The following is a 23,011-nucleotide window of genomic DNA, read 5'->3' on the forward strand; positions in this document are numbered from 1 at the left end:
CCGCAGGCACGCACGCGCAGATCACGCACGCGTGCCCGCCGCACGCCCCGCCATCCACTTCCGGTAGCGCCGCGTCTGGCACTGCGCGGCCAGCTGCTGCCGCACCAGCGCGCGCAGCGGCGACACCTGCGGATGCGTGCGCCGCCCTTCGCTGAGCCGCGTGAGCTGGAACTTGACGACGGCCATGTTGGCCAGCGCGCCCAGCGCCTTGTTCTTCCAGCGGATCGGCTGCAGCACCGGCGCGCTGTCCTTGCCCGCGCGCCAGTCGCGCGGCAGGTTCGGGTCGATCGACAGCGCGGTCGCGATGCCGACCATCGCCACGCCGCTGCTCACCACCTGCTCGGCCACCGCACGACGGCGAATGCCGCCCGTGACCATCAGCGGCATCCGCGCGACGGCCGTGATGTCGCGCGCAAATTCGAGGAAATACGCTTCGCGCGCCAGCGTGCGCCCGTCGCGTGCCTCGCCCTGCATCGCCGGCACTTCATAGCTGCCGCCCGACAGCTCGACGAGATCGACGTCGAGCGGATTCAGCAGCTCGACCACGCGCTTCGCGTCGTCCGCGCTGAAACCGCCGCGCTGGAAATCGGCCGAGTTCAGCTTCACGGCGACGACGAAATCCGGCGACACCGTCGCGCGCACGGCCTTCACGATGTCGAGCAGCAGGCGCGCACGATTCTCGATGCTGCCGCCCCACTGGTCCTGCCGGCGATTCGTCAGCGGCGACAGGAACTGGCTCAGCAGATAGCCGTGCGCCGCGTGCACCTGCACGCCGGTGAAGCCGCTTTGCTCCGCGAGCTGCGCGGCGCGCACGAAGCGCTGCTGCACATCACGTATATCGGCTTCCGTCATTTCCTTCGGCACCGGGAACTGCTTCGACAACGCGCCGAGCGCGAGCGGCACGGCCGACGGCGCGAGCGTCGTCTGGCCGAGCGCCGCCTGCATCTGGCGCCCCGGATGATTGATCTGCATCCACACGTGCGCGCCGCCCGAGCGCGCGATCTGCGCCCAGCGGCGGAAGCGGTCGAGATGCGCGTCGCTTTCGAGCACGACGCCGTTCGGCCCCGTCATCGCGCGGCCGTCCACCATCACGTTGCCGGTCAGGATCAGGCCGACCTGGCCGTCGGCCCACGCCTGATACAGGCGCAGCAACGCGTCGGACGGCGCGTGGTCCGCATCGGCCATGTTCTCTTCCATCGCGGCCTTGGCCAGACGGTTCGGAATCACCGCCCCGTTGGGCAGTGTCAGCGGTGTAAACAGGTTCATGGAGGGCACCCCCGATTGACGATGCCCAACGATAACTTTAAAGTCAACTTTAAGGTCAAGCCCTTTTGGAGCACGAAAATGAAAATCGGCGAACTGGCGAAGGCGAGCGGCCTCGCGGCGTCGCGCATCCGTTTTTACGAAGCGAGCGGGCTGCTCGAACCGGCCCGCCGCCAGGCGAATGGCTATCGGGAATACGGGTCGGAAGCGTTAACGCGGCTCGCGATCATCGACCGCGCGCAGCGCGCGGGCTTCGCGCTCGACGAAATCCGCGCTGTGCTGCCGCCCGACCTCGGCGCGTGGCCGCGCGACGAACTGCTGGTCGCGCTGCGGCACAAGGTCGACGAGATCGCGCTGCTCGAACAGCGGCTCGCGCAGAACCGGCAACACCTCGAGACGCTGATCGACGAAATCGAGAACAAGCCCGAGGGCGAGGATTGCGCGGGCGCCGCGCAGCGGATGCTCGACCGGCTCTGCGAACAGGCCAGCCAGCCGCTGGAGTCCGCACCCGTGGTGCGGCCGGCGCGCAAGCGTGCGTGACCGACTACACTGCGTCACCCATCGATCAACCCGCGCTGCGGCGAAACGCGGCTGCGCATGCGCGCCGGCTTCCGCCGAGCACCCTCACGACCGTATCCGCATGACGATCCCCGGTATCAAAGGATTCTTCATCGCCGCGCTGCTGACGCTCGGCATCGGCAGTGCCTTCGCGTCGACATGCGACGACACGCATTCGTCGATCCGTTGCCCCGACACCTCCGACCTGCCGGCCGACATCGTCGCGCAACTGCCTGCCGGTTACGAAGCGCTGGATGCCGCATCGGGGCGCCTGACCAACGGCACGCGCAACGGTTACGTTGTCGTCGCGCATCAGCCCGGCGATTCGATGCATACGCCGTCGCTGCGCCCGCTGCTGATCTTCCTGCAGGGTGCGAACGGACGCTACCGGCTCGCGGCCCGCAACGACACCGTGATCATGAAAGCCGACGAAGGCGGCATGGGCGACCCGTATCTCGATGGCGTCGCCGAAAATGCGCTCACGGTCGAGCCTCGCACGTTCACCGTCGAACAGGGCGTATTCGCGGGGCACAACCACTGGCGCGATCGCGTGACGTTTCGCTACGACGATGCGCACCACACGTGGGTGTTCCATCGCGAAGTGTTCCGGAACTGGCGATTCAACTACGAGCAGGACGGCGATGCGCTGAAGGCCGACCCGGTACGCGTCACGCGTGCGAATGCGGCAAAGGCCGTTTCGTTCGAAGCGTGGCGGCCGGGTTATTGGTGCGATTCCGCCGAGCGGCGTGAACACGATCCGGCTTGCCGCAAGCATTGACGGGGATGCTCCTGCAGCTGCGAGGATTTACTTACGTCGCAGGTAATCGACGCGCGCCGCCCGCGCCGCGATCATGGCTCCAACGACTCACGAACCGCATCACGCCAGGGAGCCCGCCATGACCGCCTACGCCATCGCCCACCTGCACGACGTCGACCTGTGCGACGACATCGTCGAATACCTCGAACGCATCGACGGCACGCTCGCGCCGTATAACGGCCATTTCGTGATTCACGGCGCACGGCCGGAGGTACGCGAAGGCGTGTGGCGCGGCGACCTGATCGCGATCGCGTTTCCCGATCTCGACACGGCGCGCGCGTGGTACGACTCGGATGCGTACCGGCAGATCCAGCCGCTGCGCGCACGACACGCGAGCGGCCCGCTGATCCTGATCGACGGCGTCGACGAACGGCACAAGGCGACCGACATCCTGCGCTGAATCATGACGCCGGCGATGCCGGCAACGCCTTACGACGCCTTCCGCTCCATCGGCTCGCCGACGACGAAGCCGCCGCCCTGGAACCGCTGCGCGGGATCGTCGTACTCGGCGGTCGGCGCCGTCACCGGGAACAGCCCGGCGAACTGCTCGGAGCTGTCGCGCGGGCGGAAGCCGAGGAAGCCGGCCTTCGTGTTGTCCCACCACTTCACCGGGTTGTCCGACGCGCCGTAGACGATCGCGTGCCCGACGCGGTTCGTCAGCAGCGAGCAGCGCACGAGCTCGATGAAGTCGCGATAGCTGAGGAACGTGACGAGCATGCGCGGATTCTTCGGCACTTCGAACGACGAGCCGATCCGCAGGCACACCGTCTCGATCCCGAAGCGGTCGAAGTAATAGCGCGACAGCGATTCGCCGAAGCACTTCGTCACGCCGTACAGGCTGTCGGGGCGCAGCGGCGAATCGGCGTCGAGCACTTCCGTGACCGGATGGAAACCGATCGCATGGTTCGAGCTCGCGAACACGACACGCTTCACGCCGTGCTTGCGCGCGGCTTCGTACAGGTTGTACGTGCCGGTGATGTTCGCGCCGACCAGATCGTCGAACGGCGCGTCGACCGAAATGCCGCCGAGGTGGACGATCGCGTCCACGCCTTCGACGAGCTGCATCACGGCCGGGCGATCGGCCAGGTCGACCACGCGAATTTCCTCATGCGCGGCCGCGTCGTCCAGCGCGGCGATGTCGCTGACACGCACGATGTCGGCCCAGTCGGCGAGCGCGCCGCGCAACTGGCGGCCAAGGTTGCCGGCCGCGCCCGTCAGCAGCAGGCGCCCGAACGGTTTGCGCGCGGCGGTGGAGGTGGCGTTCATCGAATCTCCTTGAATCTGACCAAAATCGGAAAACGTTTTCCAACTATACGCGGTGGCGCGGCCGAACGTCAATGGTCGAACCTGCTCGCAATCATCCGCACTTTCCCGATATCGACGGGCGGCCGCAGGCCGGCTTTTTCTGCCACAATCCGGCGTAATCGAACGAAAACGTTACCCTGCGAATGAAAAAAGTTTCCCCGACGATCCGCGACGTGGCCGCGGAAGCCGGCGTGTCGGTCGCGACGGTATCGAAGTACGTGAACGGCACGCAGCGCTTCTCGCCGACCGTCGAGGCGCGGCTCAAGGAATCGATCGAGCGTCTCGGCTACCGGTCGAACCCGCTCGCGCGCTCGATGATCACCGGCCGCACGCGCACGATCGGCCTCGTGATCCTCGACATCAGCAACCCGCACTTCACGAACGTGGTGAAAGGCGCGAACCGCGTCGCGCTGCAGCATGACTACACGCTGCTGCTCGTCGATACCGAAGAGAGCCAGGCGCGCGAACGCTCGCTGATCGAAGCGCTCGCGCAGCGCGTCGACGGGCTGATCGTCAGCACGCGGATGCCCGACGACGAAGCCGGCTGGATGCTCGACCTCAACAAGCCGCTCGTGCTGCTGCGTCGCAGCCCCGGCCTGCCGATTCCGAGCGTCGGCATCGACAACCGGCTGTCGACCTACATGCTCGCGCGTCACCTGCTCAATCTCGGCCATACGCGCATCGCCTATCTCGGCTTCGGCACCGCGCGCGTGAACGACGAGCGGATCCAGGGCGCGCGCGACTGCCTCGCCGAAGCGGGGCTCACGCTCGACGTGCACGACGCGCACGCGCCGACCGCCGAAGCCGGCGAGCGCGCGTGTTCGCGCGTGATGCTCGGGCCGCAGCGCCCGCAAGCGGTGATCTGCTACAACGACCTGATCGCGCTCGGCTTCATGAAAGAAGCCGCGTCGCTCGGCTTCCGGTTGCCGCAGGACGTATCGGTCGCGGGCATCGACAACGTGCCGTACGGCGAATACGCGGCGCCCGCGCTGACGACCGTCGACATCCAGAGCGAGAACATGGGCGAGCTCGCGATGCAGAAGCTGATCGACGCGCTCGCGGGCCGCACCGATGCGAGCTATTCGACGTTCGAGCCGCGGCTGATCATGCGTGCGTCGACGGCGTCGGTCGGCTGACCACGCGCACGCCGCGCACGCCAAAGAAAAACGCGCCGCCCGAGGGCGGCGCGTTCGTTTGCCGGGACGCGATCACGCGTCGAGTTTTGCGGGCTTCATCTTCGGCGTGAGCACGTGCATCACGGCCAGCGCGATCAGGTAGGCCGACGCGCCGATCGCGAACAGCACCCAGTAGTGGCCGGTGCGCTGCAGCACCTGGCCGATCACTTCCGAGAACAGCACGCCGCCGATCGAGCCGGCCATCCCGCCGATGCCGACCACCGACGCGACCGCACGGCGCGGGAACAGGTCGGACGCCGTCGTGAACAGGTTCGCCGACCAGCCCTGGTGCGCGGCGGCGGCAAGGCCGACGATCAGTACCGCGACCCACAGGCTCTGCACCTGCGACACGAACGCGATCGGCAGCACGCAGCATGCGCAGATCAGCATCGCCGTCTTGCGCGCGCCGTTCACGCTCCAGCCCGCGCGCAGCAGCATCGACGACAGCCAGCCGCCGCCGATGCTGCCGACCGTCGTCAGCGCGTAGATGCAGACGAGCGGCAGGCCGATGTGCTGCATGTCCATCCCGCGCGATTCGTTGAGCCACTTCGGCAGCCAGAACAGGTAGAACCACCACACCGGATCGGTCAGGAACTTGCCGATCAGGAACGCCCACGTCTCGCGCTTGCGAATCAGTTCGCCCCAGCGCGGCGCGCCGGCATTCGCATTCGCCGCGTCGAGCGCTTCGGCTTCGTCGCGCGGCTCGTCGTACTCCGCGGCGAGCGCGCGCGTGTCGGCCTGGCGATAGAGCACGAGCCATACCGCGAGCCACACGAGGCCGATCGCGCCGATGATCACGAACGCCGCGCGCCAGCCGTAGGCCACCGCGATCGCCGGGATGATCGCCGGGGCGAACACCGCGCCGATGTTCGCACCCGAGTTGAAGATGCCGGTGGCGAGCGCGCGTTCGCGGCGCGGGAACCATTCGGCCGTCGTCTTGATCGCGGCCGGGAAATTGCCGCCCTCGCCGATCCCGAGCAGCGCACGCACGAACGCGAAGCCCGTCACCGAGCCGACCGCCGCATGCAGCATCGCGGCGATGCTCCACACCAGCATCGCCACCGCATACGACACGCGCGTGCCGAGCCAGTCGACGATGCGCCCGAAGCCGAGCAGGCCCAGCGCATAGAACGCGGAAAACGCCATCACGATGCGGCCGTACTGCACCTGGCTCCAGCCGATGTCGTGCTGGAGCATCGGCGCGAGCAGGCCGAGGATCTGCCGATCCATGTAGTTGATGACGGTCGCGAAAAACAGCAGCGCACAGACGGTCCAGCGGTAGCGGCTGGCGGCTGCGCGCACGGCGCCGGCGACGGCAGATTGCATGAATGTCTCCGATGCACGGTCGCGCCCGTCGCGCCGCACGGTGTTCGTTGACCGGCGACCGGCGCCGGGGTGAACGGCCCGCGCTCACGCACCGGCCCCTTCACCAACTCATCTGGAAAACGTTTTTCAAAGAATAGGACGTCTGCCGGCACCCTGTCAGTCGGGGATTTCGATGAGTCATCTCAAATTGATCGCGGCAAAAGAGACGACTGTTCCGCAGATTGGCATTAACCGTTTTTCCCCTGATTTTCCCGACACGCGCGCGGGAGGGCGGCCGCCGATACACATGTCCGATTTCAGCCAGAATCGATCGTGGGGATGGTTTACAGTCGTCACATGCGACTCGATCCCGACACCTGCTACGACGCCCTGCTTTCGCGGAACCGCCGCTTCGACGGCTGGTTCTTCGTCGGCGTGGCGACGACCGGTGTGTATTGCCGCCCCGTCTGCCCGGTGAAGCCGCCGAAAGCGCAGAACTGCAGCTACTACCCGACCGCCGCGGCCGCCGAGAAAGCCGGGTTCCGGCCCTGCATGCGCTGCCGCCCCGAGCTCGCGCCCGGCCACGGGCTGCTCGACCTCTCCGGCAATCTCGCCGACGCGGCCGCGACGCTGATCGAGGACGGTTTCCTGAACGCGCATTCCGTCGACGCGCTCGCGCGGCGCGTCGGCGTGACCGAGCGCCATCTGCGGCGGATCTTCGGTGCGCAGTTCGGCGTGTCGCCGGTCGAATTCGCGCAGACACACCGGCTGCTGATGGCCAAGCGGCTGCTGACCGATACCGCGCTGCCGGTGGCCGTCGTCGCGTCGACGGCCGGATTCGGCAGCGTGCGGCGCTTCAACGACCTGTTCCGCCAGCGCTACGGCCTCAACCCGCTGCGGCTGCGCAAAGGCGCCGGGGCCTCTGCCGACGGCGACATGACGTTCCCGCTGTCGTACCGGCCGCCGTTCGCGTGGAATGACCTGATGCGCTTTCTCGCGCAACGGCAGATCGACGGCGTCGAGCGCATCGATTCGCAGGGTTATGTGCGTGTCGTCGAATTGCCGAACCGGAACGGCGGCAGCCGCGTGACGGGCTGGCTGTCCGTCGCGCACGTGCCGCAGCGCTTCGCGCTGGCCGTCACCGTGTCGCGCGCGCTGACGCCGGTCGTCCCGGCCGTGCTTGCGCGCGTACGGCGGCTGTTCGATCTCGACAGCCGCCCCGACGTGATCGACGCGCATCTCGGCGAACTCGCGAGCGGCTCGCCGGGCCTGCGCGTGCCCGGCGCGTTCGACGGCCTCGAGATCGCGATTCGCGCGATCGCGGGCGAGCGGCTCGAGGCAGCGGATGCCGGCCCGCCTGCGCTGGCACGCATTGCAGACCGCTTCGGCACCTCGGTGGAAGGCGCGCCGCCGGGCCTCGCGCACGCGTTGCCGTCCGCCGCAACGCTGGCCGCCCTGCCGCCTTCGGCCCTCGAAACAATCGGCATCGAGCGCGATGCGGCACGCGCGATCGTGTTGCTCGCACGCGCAGTCGACGACGGCTCGCTCGCGCTCGAACCGATGGCACCGCTCGATGCGACGCTCGCCGCGCTACGTGTCATGCCGGGCTTCGACGAACGCGCGGTGCAGTACGTCGCGATGCGCGCGATGGCCTGGCCGAATGCATTCCCCGCTGACGAGACGTGGCTTCCCGCACGCAGCGAACGCGCGACCATGCCATCATCTGCGCCGCATGCGGCGCGCTGGGCGCCGTGGCGCGCGTACGCCGCACTGCATGTGTGGCGCCTTCATGGAGATGTAGTGCGATGACACCGGCCCACCTGATTCCGAGCCCGCTGGGCGACATTGCCGTGCGCATCGAGGACGATGCGCTGACGGGCCTGTATTTCGTCGGCCAGAAATACTTTCCGTCGGTTTCGATCATGACCGAAGCGGACGCGCACGCGATGTCGCCGATCGCGCGCAGGGTCGCCGAAGAAATCGCCGAATACTTCACCGGCACGCGCGAAACGTTCTCGGTGCCGATCCACCTGCGCGGCACCGCGTTTCAGCGACGCGTGTGGAAGGAACTGCTCGCGATTCCGTTCGGCGAACTCGTGTCGTACGGCGACATCACCGAACGCATCGGACTGCCGATGAGCGGCGCGCGCGCCGTGGGCGGTGCGGTAGGACGCAATCCGGTTTCGATCATCGTGCCGTGCCATCGCGTGGTCGGCGCATCGGGCAGCCTGACCGGTTATGCAGGCGGCATCGACCGCAAGCGCGCGCTGCTGTCGCTCGAAGGCGCCGAGTTCTCACGCGGCGCTCATCATCCGGTGCAGCAGGCGCTCGCGTTCTGATCGATGGCGCGCGTCACGCGCTCGACAGGGGGCGCCGCGCCTCGCGCTTCGCATACGCACCGGGCGTCACGCGGAACTTCGCCTGGAACAGCGCGATAAACGACGACGTCGAGTCGTAGCCCAGTTGCGCGGCCACCGCACCGATCGGCTCGCCCGCATCGAGCAGCGGCAATGACGCGAGCAGCCGCACGGCCTGCCGCCATTCGGTGAACGACAGCCCTGTATCCTGCCGGAACAATCGCGACAGCGTGCGTCGCGTCGCGCCGACCTGATGGCCCCATTCGTCGAGACTGCGCGCGTCGCCCGGCGCGGCATGCAACGCACGCGCGATTTTCAGCAGGCGCGGATCGCGCGGCAGCGGCACCGTCAGCGGCGCCGGCTGCATGCGCGCGATCCGGTCGGCGATCAGGCACACGAGCGCGCCGTCCGGCCCCGTCTCGTCGTAATTCACCGGCAACTCGCCCGTCGCGATCACCAGCTCGCGCAACAGCGGCGTCATGCAGAGGATCGTGCAGTCGTCGTTCACGTCGTCGCGTGCGATCGCTTCATCGAGATACAGGCTGTGGAACGCGACGCAATCGCGCGTCGACACCGCATGCGGCACGTGCGGCGGAATCCACATCGCGTAGTGCGGCGGCAGCAGCTGCCGGCCCGACGGCGTCGATACCTCGAGCACGCCGCTCGTCGCATACATCAGCTGGGCCCACGGATGACTGTGCGCGTCGACGCTCACGTTGCCGGGGATCCCGAACGCGCGCACGTACAGCGGCCTCGGCAGGCGCGCCATCGGCGGCACCGCGTAAGGGTCACCCGATTGTCCCGCCAGCAACATAAGACGTCCTCCGAGGGTCATTGCACGAACGAACGCGATGCTACCGTGGCGGCTCTTCTTTCACACGGCTTCCGTTCATGAGCGCACACACCCGCACCACCCGCAAGACCGTCACCGCGATCCGTTCGACCAAAGGCATCGGCACCCTCGTGTCGCTGACCGCGTATTCCGCGCCGATGGCGAAGCTCGTCGATGAAGTGGCCGACGTGATCATCGTCGGCGACTCCGTCGGCATGGTGCTGTACGGGATGCCCGATACGCTGCGCGTCACGCTCGACATGATGATTGCACACGGCGCGGCCGTCGTGCGCGGCGCCGCGCACGCGTGCGTCGTCGTCGACCTGCCGTTCTCGACGTTCCAGGAATCGCCTGCACAGGCCTATCGTTCGGCTGCGCGCCTGCTCGCCGAAACCGGTGCGCAGGCCGTGAAGCTCGAAGGCGGCTGCGAGATGACCGACACGATCCGCTTCCTGACCGACCGCGGCATTCCGGTCATGGCGCATGTCGGCCTCATGCCGCAGCAGGCCAACGCGACAGGTGGCTTCCGCGCGCAGGGCATGGACGCGCGGTCGGCCGCGCAAGTGTTCGACGCCGCGTGCGCGGCCGAACGGGCCGGCGCGTTCGGCGTCGTCATCGAAGGCACCGCCGAAGCGCTCGCGCGCCACCTGACGGAAACGCTGACGATCCCGACGATCGGCATCGGCGCATCGCCCGCCTGTGACGGACAAGTGCTCGTGACCGAGGACATGATCGGCGCATTCGATGCGTACACGCCGCGCTTCGTGAAGCGCTACGCCGACGCGAATGCGATGATGCGCGACGCGATCCGGCAATACGCGCACGACGTGCGGGAGCGTGTGTTTCCGGAGCCTGCGCATTGCTTCGGGTACGGCAAGCCGCTGCAACTCGCGGACGCAGCCGCTGCTGCGTGACGCGCGACGAACGATGCGGTTGCGTCACGTGCGCTTGCGCATCGCATGCGCGACGCGCGCGTTCGCTTCGAATTTCGCGCGATGCGTCGAGAAGAACGTCCGCACGTTGCGGACGTTCGACGCGCCGGTGAACAGCCGCCGTGCGAATTCGTCGTATTCGGCGACGTCGGCCAGATCGGCCACCACGACGAAATCGGGCCCCGGCGACACGCGGTAGCACTGCGTGACGGCCGGCTCCGCGCAGACGTAGGTTTCGAACGCGTCGTAGTCCTCGGCCGTCTGCCGGTCGAGGCTGATCTCGATCAGCGCGGTGACGGCCGTGCCGATCGCGACCGGGTCGAGCACCGCGACCTGCCGGCGGATCACACCGGCCTCCGTCAGCCGCCGCACGCGGCGCATGCAGGTGGGCGGCGACGACAGCGCACGCTCGGCCAGTTGCAGGTTCGACACCGACGCGTCGTCCTGCAGGATCGAGAGGATGCGCAGGTCGAGATCGTCGAGGGTGATGCCGGCCATCGGCGGCTCCTTCCGGTCAGGATGTGAAATTTAATTTCAACATGATAGACGATCATCCTTACGTTTCATCAATTTTTGAATTTTGAAATTTAATTCCATTTAGCTGGTTCTACCATCGCTCTCACTGATCCAGACGGGACATTTACGGAGCGCGATATGTGTGGAATTGTCGGGGCGGTCGCCCAGCGGGACATCCTGCCGAACCTGGTCGACGGCCTGAAGCGGCTCGAATACCGCGGCTACGATTCGTGCGGCGTCGTGGTCTACCGTGACCGCGCGCTAGCGCGCGCCCGCAGCGTCGATCGCGTCGCGAACCTGCAGCGCGAGATCGCCGCGCAGGGGTTGTCCGGTTACACGGGCATCGCGCATACGCGCTGGGCCACGCATGGCGCGCCCGTCACGCTGAATGCGCATCCGCACTTCTCGCCGAGCGACGCGAACGCGCGCATCGCGCTGTCGCATAACGGGATCATCGAGAACTGCGATCAACTGCGTGCGGAACTGCAGGCGCACGGTTATGTGTTCGCGAGCCAGACCGATAGCGAAGCCATTGCGCATCTGATCGACCATCTGTACGACGGCGATCTGTTCGACGCGGTCCGGCGTGCGGTCGCGCGACTGCGCGGCAGCTATGCGATCGCGGTGATGTGCCGCGACGAACCGCACCGGATCGTCGGCGCGCGCGACGGGATGCCGCTCGTCGTCGGCGTCGGCGAAGGCGAGAATTTTCTGGCGTCCGATGCGATTGCGCTGTCGGGTATCACCGACCGCATCGCGTATCTGGAGAACGGCGACGTCGCCGACATTCAACTGCATCGCTACTGGATCGTCGACGCGGCCGGCCAGCGCGTCGAGCGCGCGGTGCAACGCGTCGCCGCGCACAGCGGCGCGGCCGATCTCGGGTCGTATCGCTACTACATGCAGAAGGAGATCTTCGAACAGCCGCAGGCCGTGGCCGATACGCTGCTCGACGTCTCTTCGATCATGCCGGAGCTGTTCGGCGACGGTGCATGGCGTGTGTTCAACGACGTCGATTCGGTGCTGCTGCTCGCGTGCGGCGGCAGCTATCACGCGGCGCTGACCGCGAAGTACTGGATCGAAAGCATTGCGAAGCTTCCCGCGAGTGTCGAAATTGCCAGTGAGTTTCGTTACCGCGACGGCGTGCCGAATCCGCGCACGCTGGTCGTCGCGGTGTCGCAAAGCGGTGAAACGGCCGATGTGCTCGGTGCCGTGCATGTCGCGAAACTCAGCGGCATGATGCACACGCTCGCGATCTGCAACGTCGCAACGAGTGCGCTGATGCGCGAATGTGCGCTGCAGTTCGTCACGCATGCGGGAATCGAGATCGGGGTCGCTTCGACGAAGGCATTCACGACGCAGCTCGTTGCATTGTTCCTGCTGACGTTGTCACTCGCGCAGGTGCGCGGACGGTTGAGCGACGACGAGGAGAAGGAGCATTTGCGCGCGTTGCGGCACCTGCCCGATGCGATGTCGAAAGTGCTCGCACTGGAGCCGCAGATCATGGCGTGGTCGGAGTTGCTCGCGCGACGCGACAACATGCTGTTTCTCGGGCGCGGGATGCATTATCCGATCGCGCTGGAAGGTGCGCTGAAGATGAAGGAGATTTCCTATATTCACGCGGAGGCTTATCCGGCGGGGGAGCTGAAGCATGGGCCGCTGGCGCTCGTCAGCAACGAGATGCCGGTGATCGCGGTCGCGCCGAATGACATGCTGCTTGAAAAGCTGCGGTCGAACATGCATGAGGTCAGTGCGCGGAATGGGCGGCTGTTCGTGTTCGCGGACGTCGACTGCGGGCTCGTGCCGAGTGATGGGATCGAGGTGATTCGGCTCAATGAGTACTACGGGCCGCTTTCGCCGATTCTGCATACGGTGCCGATGCAGTTGCTCGCGTATCACGCTGCGCTCGCGCGGGGGACGGATATCGACAAGCCGAGGAATCTGGCGAAATCGGTGACGGTGGAGTGAGGGGGCATTTCCCCCCTCCCTTATCACCTGCGCCAGTCAAGATCTGATCTTTCAGTCAGCGTCAGATCAGGTCTGTGCTTGCTTGGCCGTCACTTCATCAAGCGCCGAGGTCGACCCGATGCTGACTCGAAAAGAAGCTGGTGTCGATGACCACTACCGCCCCGAACAGGGCATCCGCTGTCGTGCTGTGAAGGTCTAATTTGCATCGGCAATTGGCCTGTTGGGAATTTCGTCCTGCTTTGCTAGACTCCCGCGCTTCCAAATATTAATTTTCCGCTTCATCGTGAGTACGGCACCGTCTGGCACAACATCCTCCGATTCAATACCTGCTGAAGTTAGACAGGCCATTGTCAGCCAAATCTTGCCCGAGGCGGAGATAGGTATCACGCGCCTGACGACCTCACGCCGCAATAGCGGGCTGACCGCACCATACGAGCTCGAAGACGCCGACCTCGTGGTGCTGCAACTGCACCCTTTCGGTGATCAGGACTTATGGCTCGATGGACGACCTGCGCCGTTCGTACCCTATGACGCGGGCATGGTGATGGTTCACGACCTCGACCGCATGTGGAAATCAAACCTTAAGGGTGCGTTCGATTGCATTCATTTTCACTTGCCCCGCCAGACTCTTGAAGAGACGGCTGACGAGGCCGGCGGCACGGGGCGCCCCCAGCTTTATTTGCCTCCTCATCTCAGCGTGGTTGATCCTGTGATCCATGCCCTCGGGCAAGCGTTGCTACCAGCTCTCGCTCACCCTGATCGTGCATCGCAACTATTCATCGACCACGTGACATTGGCGTTCCAGACTCATGTCGCGCATCAATACGGAGGGGTTGGCAGGCGAAGGCAGAAACTACATAACAAACTTGAACCGTGGCAGGTACGTCGCGCCAAGGCGATTCTTCTTGAGCATTTGGACGGGAAGATCCTGCTTGCGGATGTGGCGCGAGAATGCGGCATGTCGCGCGGTTACTTTCTGCGATTCTTCCACCAGACGACAGGACTTACACCCCACCGCTGGCTCATCATGCAACGAATCGAACGGTCCAAGGAATACATGCGCAAGCCGCACATGTCTCTAAGCACCATCGCGCTAGCATGCGGATTCTCCGATCAGAGTCATTTCACGCGAACATTCACGCGCGTGATAGGCGTGAATCCGAGTCAATGGCGCGCGAGTAACCTGTGATGAACGCGCAGTAGCTGCGTCGGTCCCCACGAGCGTCGGGTTTTCTGACCTTAGCTGACATTCTTCGCAACCAGCGAATGGCGGGACTTGGCCGAACTGAGTCAGATGAACTGACGCAGTCTGTTTGGTCTAGTCCAGACTTGTACATCACCCGACATAGCGACGATGCTTATGCATCGCCTAATGGCTACCGTCCGACGCATTCCCGGCCGCCCGCGCCCCCGCCCGCACGAAATGATGCTCCACCCTCGTGCGCAATACGCCATCGAGCGCGGCAAGTTGCTCACGCAGTCGCACCGCCTGCCCTTCCGTCATTTCACCGAGAACGATCTTCTGCTCGAGCACATCACCACAGCGCGTGATGGCCCACCGATCGACCGTAGCCGTTTCGCCTTCGAGCACAGCCGCCGCGGTCGAGACGATGCCCGGATTCCGTCTCGATACGAGATGAACCGTATGCGTCAGCGTGAAACCGGGAAGGAACTGCGACCAGTCTTCACAGACGGTCGGGCGGGAAGCGGAGGAAACTTGGCTCATGGTTGCTCCGGATGAGTGATTATCGAACCGGTGCCAGCCATGCTGCTCCCGTTTCGTTGCCGTCAATCGGCCGCATCGCCACTAAGGCGTCCACCTTGCCCGGGAGGGCAGGTTGGCGTCGGATGATCCGACTCTGGATGCTTGATTTCCAACGTTCGACATTCCGAACGTTGATTCATTATATCGAAAAATCGACGTCGGGCAAGTGGCCTGTGAAAAGCAACCCTTCAGCAATACAGACGCCTCCTTCCCGCCCTCGCACCGGGGGAGTCCACGGGCCTGCGCGTCTTACATAAGGGTCGGAATCCCTTCCTGCCAGACTAAAACCACACACTGAACCGCGTCCCCGCCTTCAGCACATCGACCGTCAGCTTCCATTGATGGGCCTCGGCAATCTCCCTGCAGATCGCCAGCCCGAGGCCCGCACCGTCATACCGCGAATCCGGCGCCCGCCAGTACCGGTCGAAAAGCAGCGGGAGATGTTCCCGCCGAATCCCCGGCCCTTCATCTTCAACATGAATCGCCGTCTCAAGAACAGTCAGCACCACGACACCGCCCGACGGCGACGCGTTGATCGCATTCTCGAGGATATTCTTGAGCAGGATGAAAAGCGCCCCGCTGTCCGCCCGCACGGGCGCCGTGGAGTCGCGCGCTTCGATATGAAGCGTCACCTGCTTCGCATCGGCCTTGCCGGCCAGCAGGCTCACGACGTCCTGCACGACTTCGACGCCGTTCACGTCGCCGAAGCTGAAGTTCTGCGCTTCGCTGACTTCAGCCAGATGCAGCAATTGCTTGACCTGCCTCGCCATCAAATCGATCTCGCGAAGCAGCAGCGCCTTCTGCCTGATGTCGGGCTGCAACTCGATCTGGCCTCTGACGAGCGTGAGCGGCGTCTGCAACTCGTGCGCGGCGTCGGCCAGAAATTGCTGCTGAACCGCGAAGCCGTTCTCGAGCCGGGTCAGCGCATCGTTGAACGCATCGATCAGCGGCTTGATCTCGCTGGGAATGCCGGCCGACGACAGCCGCGTCTTCAGGTTGCGTGGCTCGATTTCCCGCGCGGCACGCGATACCTCCCGCAACGGCTTCAGCACATGGCTGATCGTCAACGGCAGCGTCAGTCCGAAAATGACGGTCGCGATGACCAGCACATAAGCGATGGTCTTCGGTATCGGATCGATCCGCGTCCTGACGAGCGCATCGACGAGTTGCGTGCTGTACGCCACCTGCACGTAATAGACGACGCTACCGTTCAGCGCGCGCTGCGTCGCGACCGCGTACGCCTTGCCGTCGATCGTGGCGGGCAGCACCTTGCCTGCGACCGTCGCGAGGTCTTCCGTCAGCCACGGTCGATCTTCGCTCGAAGGCACCGACGCCAGCAACACCTTCCCCGTCGCATCGAGCACGCGATACTTCACGTCGGCCGGCAAGAGCCGGAACATCACCGCCGGATGCTCGCCCAATCGCACGGATGCCGGGCGCCCGGCCGCATCGAAACGCATCCCGGCCACGATATGACGGATGCTCTCCATCTGCTGGCGCCGTCCCAGGAACTCGGGATATCGGTCGAGAAAATAGATGGAAAGCGCAGATATCAGCGCCAGGCTGATGGCGAACGCGACGAGGTTGGTCACCCACAGACGCGTCGACAGGCGTAGAACCCAATGACGGAACATGGCGATTTCTTACCCGTGAGTGGCAACTGGCGAAACGCGGCGAAGCATCGTCACGCGTCCCGCAGCGCGAAGCCGGCGCCACGGATATTGGTGAGCCGCGTCGTTGCGCCGATCGCCGTCAGTTTCTTGCGCAAGCGGTGCACGGTCACCTCGAGCGCGTTCGGCGTGACCGCCTCCGCGAGCCCCCATGCGGCATGCTCGAGTATCGAATGGCGGACGGTCCGGCCGGCCGCTTCGATCAGGCAGAGCATGACCTGCAGTTCGGCCGGCGCCAGCAGTACCGTCCGGTCGCCACAGCGCATCGCGCGCTGCGGCGGGTCCACCGTTACATCCGCGAACGATGCGACGAGCGTCGTGAGCAGCGCCGGGCGCCGCATCAGCGTGCGTACGCGGGCGACGAGTTCGCTCATCTCGAACGGCTTGGTCACATAGTCGTCGGCGCCGCTTTCGAGTCCGTCGATGCGGTCATGCAACGCGTCGCGCGCCGTCAGCATCAGGCAAGGCATCATGCGCCCCGCCGCGCGCAGCGTCCTCAGGAACGCCAGACCGTCTCCGTCGGGCAATCCGCGGTCGATGATCAGCAGCGCGTAATCGGCCTGGTCGACACCGTAGGCGGCTTCCCGGACATTGCCGAACCGGTCGGATTCGATTCCCGCCGCGGCCAAGGCCTGGCCCAACAACCCGGCCAGGCGCTCGTGATCCTCGACAATCGCCACTCTTGGCATACTCGCACTCACTTGAATCGATACATGTAGCCGATTCTGGCCTCGGGAACGAACCGTCTTCCGACGATCGGACTGTCAGTGATGGCGTCGCCGAGACGCGACACGCCGAGGTCCACGGAAATCGTCTGCTGCTTCGTCAACTGATAGTCGATACGGGTGCCGGCCGACACGTTCACTGTCGAACCGGCGTTGTAGGCCGCGCGCCACGCACGTGCCTCCGATGGTCGCACGCCGTAATAGTAGTCGACGTATTTGTCGCTCAGCCATTCCACGCCGACATGCGGCGCGATCGAGAACTGGCCGAGCGCAAACGCCTTCTCGAAGCCGATTTTTGCGCGCTCGCCCTTGTTTCCGCCGAGCAGGAAGCTGCCCGACAACGTGCCGAAGCCGGTGCTCCATGACAGTGCAGGCCCGTACCACAACGCGCCCTTGCGGTTTTCCATGCCGTTCAGGATCGGTGCGTCCGAGCCCTTGTAGCCGTCGAAGAGCGAGAACTGGCCACGCAGCGCGACACTGACGCCGCTCCAGCTGCCGATTTTCAGATCGACCGTGGTACCGATGGCCCGTACCCATTTGTTGTCGAAATAGAGCAGCGGCAAAGGCAATACGCGGCTGCTGTCCCCCTTGTAAGGCGACGGCTCGATGCCGACGCCGGCACCCAATCCCCAATGCGTGACGTTCGTCGCGTTGTTGAGGATGGTCAGTCCTGAATTGTCGGTATCGGGCAGGATCGTGCCGTCGTCGGCCCAGGCCGAAGCAGACGACAACGCGAATGAAGCGGCAAGCAGCAGTAACGGACGTTCGCGGCGGGAGGCAGTTTTCACTATCATTTTCCTGGAGTCGACGATCGAAACGGGGGCTACTGTAGGACCAGTCGACTTACCGCTCACTTACCAGGAAAAATATCGTCCAAGGACAGAACCGCCTTTGGTTATCGCATCGCGGCGGCGCTTCCCTCTGCTCGACGGGAAGCGCAAAGCTGCATGACCCGCCCGCCGAAACCCGCTACCTCGACAACCGCAACTTCTTCGACACCACGATGCCGCTCGACGGACTCACTAGCCAGATGTCGTGAAGATCCATGTGCAACGTGGCGATCCTCGTCGAAATGTCCGTCGGCTCCTCGATACTCGGGTCGGCATGTTCGGTTTGTTCGGTCAGGTAAGGCCGAACCAGGCGTCCGGAAAAAACGAGTGCGAAGTCGCCATGCGTTTGTGCGTACTCGGCGGGCGAAAGCCGCATGCGGCTCCGAACGGTGGTCTTTTTGCCTTGTCCGGCCTCGAGTTCGATGATGTCGACGTGCTGGACGTACCCTTTTGCCTTCGCTTCCGGCGCAATCACGAGCCCGCGCCCTCGCGGCCCCGTCGTCACCTTGTGGAGCAGGATGCCTGCCCGGCCTTCGCGCTCCGCATCGAACAGGTCGATATCCAGCGTCAGCAGTTGCCGCCGCGACCGGTATCTCAGCCCGTACCGCACCGGCACCACGAACGTCACGTCACGATCCAGGCCAACGGCCGCCAGGTCGGGATTCGTCGGGCCGTGCCGGCCGGCGGCACCGGCGACCGCGCCGCGAACGCGATCGCCCAACGAAGGTGAGAGCGTGCTGACGTGCACCTTCCGCAGCGCGTCCCGGATGGCAACCGGATCGTCGCCGGCAATCGGACGTGCCGGCGACATGTCGTGATCGACAGCTGACGCGACGTGCGTCGTGCCGTCGACGGCCTCCCCCTCCGCACGCGCCGCGACGGGCGCCAGCATCGTCGTCACGGCGACGATGCACGCGAAGCGCGAACAACGCGATTTGAATTTCCGGTGAAACACGACGAACCCCCGATTGCTTGCGGATCGATCAACGACGAGCACTATAGGGTGGAATGACCGGCAACGCACCCGCCGCTTGAAATTCGCCGATGCCGGCACGCCTCGTCACAGGCTCCTTGTCGGCCCGGCGGCACGTCAATGGCCAACACAACACTACCGTGTTGCCTCGGCGACAACAACCGACGCAAAGCGAACTGCGGCGCCCATCGGATTCGATCCCCGGGCGGCACATCGCGCGCCAGTGCGCAAGCCCGCTCGCACCGCTTTCAATGGCCTGACGTACCGCTGCTCATTTTGAGTCGGGACAATTCTGAATTCTCAAATTCCGATTCAATCATGTCCGAACCCCAAAAGCCCTAAACCAACGATATGGAAAAACGAGGCACGATAAATATCAATTAAAAATATTCGAATCGACATATTCTCATTTAAATAAAAAATCCACTCCAAGCAAACAATCATTAACCATTGTTTAAGAATGAATTTTTCAACATCTCAAAATAAAAATATTGGCTAAAGATAAAAATATCTTGCTATTCTTCGCACCGAAAATCCGAGTGCCGTTGCCTAGTCACCCTGAGAGGCGGATTCGAACCCATCCGAATCCGGAACAAAAATAACGAGATTGTCGTTATGTCGATAGCAGCAACTTTGAGAAACTTTGCGTCGGGTCTGGTCGATCTGAACAAGCGTCCAGTCTCCCTTCATTTCGGGCAGGCGCAACGCGCGGTCGGCCATCTGCTGGCGCTCCATCACGCCGATATCCGCGAGGGACTGATGTCGGGGATCGAAGGGCAACTGACCTGCGTGTCGACCTACGATCATCTGCCGCCTGCGCTGTTTCTCGGCTTGCCCGTATCGGTCCGGCTGACGACCGACCGCGGCAACATCCGGGCCATCAACGCGATCGTGCACGAAGTGCGAACCGGTCAATCCGATGGCGAACTGACCGTCTATCAACTGGATGTGTGCGACGCGCTGTCGCTGATGGACCGTCGCACGAACGCCCGCCTGTTCCGCTCGCGCAGCGTGCCGGAGATTCTGGCGACGCTGATGAACGAGTGGAAACAGCGTAGCTCCGCACTCGCGCGAGCGTTCGATTTCGACCTGTCGACGTTGCAGGCCGATCGGTATCCGGCACGCGAGCTGACGCGGCAGGTCAACGAATCCGACGCACGCTTCATCCGGCGGCTGCTGCGCCGGGAAGGCATCACGGTCTTTGCGAAGGCCGCCCCGGTCGACGGGAGACGCGGCGTGACCGATGAGCGGCCGATTCACACGCTCGTGTTCTGCGACGATCCGCATCGTCTACCGGACGCGCCGGCCGGTACCGTACGCCTTCACCCGCGCGACGCCGGCGTCGAGCAACGTGACACCGTCACCCTCTTCGCGTACGACCAGCGTCTGTCGCCCGGCAAGGTCCGCCGCCCGTCGTGGGATTACAAGACCGCTCGTGTGGACGACTTCGAGGCCGTCACCGGCATCGGCCAGGGCGAGTCGGGGAACGATCTTGCGCGCCTGCTGACCGATGTCGCGATCGACATCCCGCACGTCGGCGACTCGTGGCGCGATCACGCGCGCATCGCGCACGACCGGATGCTGGCTCATCAGTTCGAAGCCGCGCACTTCGAAGGCCTCGGCACCGTGCGCGACATGCTGGTGGGACACGGGTTCACGCTGGCGGGCGACCCCGAGCTGGATATGAAGTCGATCGATCGTCGTCGATTCGTCGTCACGTCGATTCGACACGTCATCTGGAACAACCTGCCGAAAGACCTGTCGGGCCGCACAAGCGGGCTGTTCGCGGCAAGCCGCAACCTCGCGCCAACCGCCCCGCCGCCCGATGCATCGGGATCAACGGACACGCGCTACGAGAACAGCTTCACGTGCGTGCAACGCGGCGTGCCGCTGAAGCCCGCCTACGATCCGGCGATCGACGTGCCGCCGGTTCACCTGCTGACCGGCACGATCGTCGGCACGCAGGGCGAAGAGGTGTTCTGCGACAAGGCCGGCCGCGTGCGTGTGCGGATTCACGGGCTGGATCCGGCGGACCATGCTCACGCGCAAGGCGCCGGAACGAACGGTCTGGCCGGCGACAGCGCACCGATCCGCGTCGCGGCGAGTCTCGCGGGCGAATGCTTCGGTGCGCTGTTCCTGCCGCGTGTCGGCATGGAGGTCTTGCTGGGGAATCTCTCGGGCGATCCCGACCGCCTGGTGATCATCGGCGTGTTGAGCAACGGCGCGAACCCGCCCGCGACTTTCAGCAATACCGGCGCGCTTCCTGGCAATCGCTACGTGTCCGGGATCAAGACGCGGGAAATCAAGGGCCGTCGGCACAACCAGCTTCGCCTGGACGACACGCCGTCGCAAATCTCCGCGCAATTGGCAAGCGAACATGCGCATACCCAGTTGAATCTCGGCTACCTGACGCAGCCGCGCAAGGACGGACACGGGAGCGATCGGGGCGAAGGCGCGGAGTTGCGCACCGACGCCGCTGCGGCGTTGCGCGCTGCCCAAGGCATGTTGTTGACGACCTATGCGCGTTCGCACGCAACCGGCGGTCAGCTCGATCGCGACGAACTGATTCAATTGCTCGATCAATGCGGGGCGCTGTTCAAGTCGCTCGGCGATTATGCCGGCCAGCATGGCGGGCAGTCCGCCGACACGGCCAGCCAGGACAACATCGCCAACGCATTCCGTCACTGGAAACCCGGCGGATCGGAATCCGCCGCCACCGGCGACGCATCCGCGTTCATGGCGTTCGGCGCGCGAGCGGGGTCGCTGAACGTCACGCCGAAAACGCACGTCACGTATGCGGGCGAGAACATCGATCAGATCGCGCAGCAACACATGCAAATCACGAGCGGCGAGCGAATCAATCTGCATGCCGGGCATGGCGTCGCGATGTTCGCGCACGGCGACGGTGTATCGGCGATCGCGCATCAGGGGAAAGTGGCCCTTCAATCGCAGAACGACGACACGCAAATCGAGTCCGGCAAAAACATCCAGTTGACTGCGGCCGGCGGCAAGCTGGCCGGCACGGCGAGTGACGAAGTCGTATTCGTTACGTCCGGTGGCGCGTATCTCAAACTGCATGGCAGCGATATCGAACTGGGATGCCCCGGCAAGTTCATCGTGAAATCGGACGGTCATGCATGGGGCGGCCCCGCGAGCATGAGCGTCGACCTGCCGGCATTCGATCAACGCACGCTCGGCCGCGTCCCGAAGCTGATCCGCCCGACGGACGGTAACGCGGCGCCGGGGTTCGAAGGACAGGTTCGAAAGGCATCGGGAACGCTGTCGAATTTGACGACCGACACGGCCGGGGAATTGCCGGCGGTCGATACCGACCGGTTCGAGAGGCTGGCGGTGCAGTTCACCAAGAAGAATGTTTAACGCAAGCGCAGGAGTCCGGATGATTGATTCATCTCCCGATCCTCGGCCGGAAGAGGAAGCACGCACCAACGAGCACGCCGCGAAGGCCGACGTGCCCGACGCGGCTGCGCCGCGCCCGGAGCCACCTCAGATCGTCGTCGGTAGAAGCGACGGAGTCTCGATGTGGACGAAAGACACCCGGCTGATCTGCATCAAGCAAATGCCGTTGCCTGGTGTCGTCATCTTCGTCCATGGCGTGAACTCAGAAGGTGAATGGTTCGAGGCCGCCGAGCGGGGGCTGTGCGACGGTCTGAACCGACGGCTCGGGCGGCTGGACGATCAGTTGCAATATCACGGCATCGATGCCGGGCAATTGGTGCCCGCGAAGTACACGGAAAGCGTGACGCCGGACGGGTTTTTGAATCCGACGCTTTGGTCCGGCAACTACATCAAATCTGACCCGTCCTTCTCGCCCGTCATTCATTTCCGATGGGGCTATCGGGCAACCGCCGCAGAGTTGAAAGAGTATGGCGACAAGATTTTCCTGAACGAGAAGGACTATTGGGGCGGCGGTCCGTTCACGAATGGCTGCGCGAGCCTGCCCGATCTCTGGCACGGCGGCCTCGACGACCGCGCGGCCGGATGGGTGACCGTCCAGGGGAT

General features: G+C 64.6%; 19 protein-coding genes, 2 pseudogenes and 1 riboswitch. Of the genes and pseudogenes, 11 read left to right on the forward strand and 10 right to left on the reverse strand.

The genetic code is table 11. The features are described 5' to 3' along the window. Positions 1–21: 21 nt before the first annotated feature. Positions 22–1,266: an NADH:flavin oxidoreductase/NADH oxidase family protein gene (locus DIE03_RS15010; RefSeq protein WP_124451555.1), complete on the reverse strand. Its 1,245-nt coding sequence runs from the start codon at positions 1,264–1,266 to the stop codon at positions 22–24. A 78-nt stretch (positions 1,267–1,344) separates the two neighbouring features. Between DIE03_RS15010 and DIE03_RS15015 the strand changes: the two genes are divergently transcribed. The 3 genes from DIE03_RS15015 (at position 1,345) to DIE03_RS15025 (ending at position 3,038) form a co-directional block, all read left to right on the forward strand. Then, complete coding sequence (locus DIE03_RS15015) at positions 1,345–1,803, forward strand: MerR family transcriptional regulator (protein ID WP_124451557.1); 459 nt, start codon at positions 1,345–1,347, stop codon at positions 1,801–1,803. 100 nt (positions 1,804–1,903) lie between these two features. Next, positions 1,904–2,599: a hypothetical protein gene (locus DIE03_RS15020; RefSeq protein ID WP_124451559.1), complete on the forward strand. Its 696-nt coding sequence runs from the start codon at positions 1,904–1,906 to the stop codon at positions 2,597–2,599. Between the two features lie 118 nt (positions 2,600–2,717). After that, on the forward strand, positions 2,718–3,038 hold the full coding sequence (locus DIE03_RS15025) for a DUF1330 domain-containing protein (protein ID WP_124451561.1): 321 nt from the start codon (positions 2,718–2,720) through the stop codon (positions 3,036–3,038). A 29-nt stretch (positions 3,039–3,067) separates the two neighbouring features. Here DIE03_RS15025 and DIE03_RS15030 read toward each other — a convergent pair whose 3' ends face one another. Beyond that, complete coding sequence (locus tag DIE03_RS15030) at positions 3,068–3,904, reverse strand: NAD(P)-dependent oxidoreductase (RefSeq protein ID WP_124451563.1); 837 nt, start codon at positions 3,902–3,904, stop codon at positions 3,068–3,070. Between the two features lie 71 nt (positions 3,905–3,975). On the opposite strand from DIE03_RS15030, the pseudogene DIE03_RS15035 reads away from it, so the two are divergent. Then, a pseudogene (locus DIE03_RS15035) lies at positions 3,976–5,079 on the forward strand (LacI family DNA-binding transcriptional regulator). Positions 5,080–5,151: 72 nt separating this feature from the next. Here the strand turns inward: DIE03_RS15035 and DIE03_RS15040 are convergent. Beyond that, the gene (locus DIE03_RS15040) at positions 5,152–6,444 is read right to left on the reverse strand and encodes an MFS transporter (RefSeq protein ID WP_124451565.1); all 1,293 of its coding nucleotides are present in this window, start codon (positions 6,442–6,444) and stop codon (positions 5,152–5,154) included. A gap of 318 nt (positions 6,445–6,762) precedes the next feature. Between DIE03_RS15040 and DIE03_RS15045 the strand changes: the two genes are divergently transcribed. Together DIE03_RS15045 and DIE03_RS15050 are read left to right on the forward strand one after the other, a co-directional pair. Beyond that, a complete protein-coding gene (locus DIE03_RS15045) occupies positions 6,763–8,232 on the forward strand; it encodes a DNA-3-methyladenine glycosylase 2 family protein (RefSeq protein WP_124451567.1) in 1,470 nt (489 codons plus the stop codon). Next, complete coding sequence (locus DIE03_RS15050; protein ID WP_124451569.1) at positions 8,229–8,762, forward strand: methylated-DNA--[protein]-cysteine S-methyltransferase; 534 nt, start codon at positions 8,229–8,231, stop codon at positions 8,760–8,762. The genes DIE03_RS15045 and DIE03_RS15050 overlap by 4 nt, the downstream gene beginning before the upstream one ends. Before the next feature lie 13 nt (positions 8,763–8,775). Here DIE03_RS15050 and DIE03_RS15055 read toward each other — a convergent pair whose 3' ends face one another. Further along, positions 8,776–9,594, reverse strand: coding sequence for a helix-turn-helix domain-containing protein (locus tag DIE03_RS15055; protein WP_124451571.1), 819 nt, complete (start codon positions 9,592–9,594; stop codon positions 8,776–8,778). A gap of 77 nt (positions 9,595–9,671) precedes the next feature. Here DIE03_RS15055 and panB point away from each other — a divergent pair, with 77 nt between their 5' ends. Then, the gene (panB, locus tag DIE03_RS15060; protein WP_124451573.1) at positions 9,672–10,526 is read left to right on the forward strand and encodes a 3-methyl-2-oxobutanoate hydroxymethyltransferase; all 855 of its coding nucleotides are present in this window, start codon (positions 9,672–9,674) and stop codon (positions 10,524–10,526) included. Between the two features lie 24 nt (positions 10,527–10,550). Here panB and DIE03_RS15065 read toward each other — a convergent pair whose 3' ends face one another. After that, positions 10,551–11,042 (reverse strand): Lrp/AsnC family transcriptional regulator, encoded by a 492-nt coding sequence (locus DIE03_RS15065; protein WP_124451575.1) that lies wholly within the window; start codon positions 11,040–11,042, stop codon positions 10,551–10,553. Positions 11,043–11,198: 156 nt separating this feature from the next. Between DIE03_RS15065 and glmS the strand changes: the two genes are divergently transcribed. Next, the gene (gene glmS, locus DIE03_RS15070) at positions 11,199–13,028 is read left to right on the forward strand and encodes a glutamine--fructose-6-phosphate transaminase (isomerizing) (RefSeq protein ID WP_124451577.1); all 1,830 of its coding nucleotides are present in this window, start codon (positions 11,199–11,201) and stop codon (positions 13,026–13,028) included. Positions 13,029–13,248: 220 nt separating this feature from the next. Then, positions 13,249–14,217 carry an AraC family transcriptional regulator gene (locus tag DIE03_RS15075; RefSeq protein WP_260434890.1) on the forward strand — a complete coding sequence of 323 codons (969 nt, stop codon included), beginning with the start codon at positions 13,249–13,251 and terminating at the stop codon, positions 14,215–14,217. Between the two features lie 180 nt (positions 14,218–14,397). Here the strand turns inward: DIE03_RS15075 and DIE03_RS38280 are convergent, their stop codons facing one another. The 5 genes from DIE03_RS38280 to DIE03_RS15100 all read right to left on the reverse strand — a co-directional run bounded on the left by DIE03_RS38280 (position 14,398) and on the right by DIE03_RS15100 (position 18,910). Continuing rightward, on the reverse strand, positions 14,398–14,754 hold the full coding sequence (locus tag DIE03_RS38280) for a hypothetical protein (protein WP_185658162.1): 357 nt from the start codon (positions 14,752–14,754) through the stop codon (positions 14,398–14,400). Positions 14,755–14,796: 42 nt separating this feature from the next. Beyond that, positions 14,797–14,900: riboswitch (SAM-I-IV-variant riboswitch) on the reverse strand. Between the two features lie 174 nt (positions 14,901–15,074). Beyond that, positions 15,075–16,427 (reverse strand): cell wall metabolism sensor histidine kinase WalK, encoded by a 1,353-nt coding sequence (locus tag DIE03_RS15085; protein ID WP_124451579.1) that lies wholly within the window; start codon positions 16,425–16,427, stop codon positions 15,075–15,077. Between the two features lie 50 nt (positions 16,428–16,477). Continuing rightward, on the reverse strand, positions 16,478–17,152 hold the full coding sequence (locus DIE03_RS15090; protein WP_124451581.1) for a response regulator transcription factor: 675 nt from the start codon (positions 17,150–17,152) through the stop codon (positions 16,478–16,480). Positions 17,153–17,160: 8 nt separating this feature from the next. Then, positions 17,161–17,976 (reverse strand): MipA/OmpV family protein, encoded by an 816-nt coding sequence (locus tag DIE03_RS15095; RefSeq protein WP_124451602.1) that lies wholly within the window; start codon positions 17,974–17,976, stop codon positions 17,161–17,163. 181 nt (positions 17,977–18,157) lie between these two features. Then, the gene (locus DIE03_RS15100) at positions 18,158–18,910 is read right to left on the reverse strand and encodes a hypothetical protein (RefSeq protein WP_260434892.1); all 753 of its coding nucleotides are present in this window, start codon (positions 18,908–18,910) and stop codon (positions 18,158–18,160) included. Between the two features lie 696 nt (positions 18,911–19,606). On the opposite strand from DIE03_RS15100, the gene DIE03_RS15105 reads away from it, so the two are divergent. Together DIE03_RS15105 and DIE03_RS15110 are read left to right on the forward strand one after the other, a co-directional pair. Next, positions 19,607–22,369: a type VI secretion system Vgr family protein gene (locus DIE03_RS15105; protein WP_124451585.1), complete on the forward strand. Its 2,763-nt coding sequence runs from the start codon at positions 19,607–19,609 to the stop codon at positions 22,367–22,369. Between the two features lie 19 nt (positions 22,370–22,388). Further along, a pseudogene (locus DIE03_RS15110) lies at positions 22,389–23,011 on the forward strand (hypothetical protein); the annotation flags it as partial.

This window comes from Burkholderia sp. Bp8992, from assembly GCF_003853705.1.
In the GTDB taxonomy this organism is placed as follows: Bacteria; Pseudomonadota; Gammaproteobacteria; order Burkholderiales; family Burkholderiaceae; genus Burkholderia.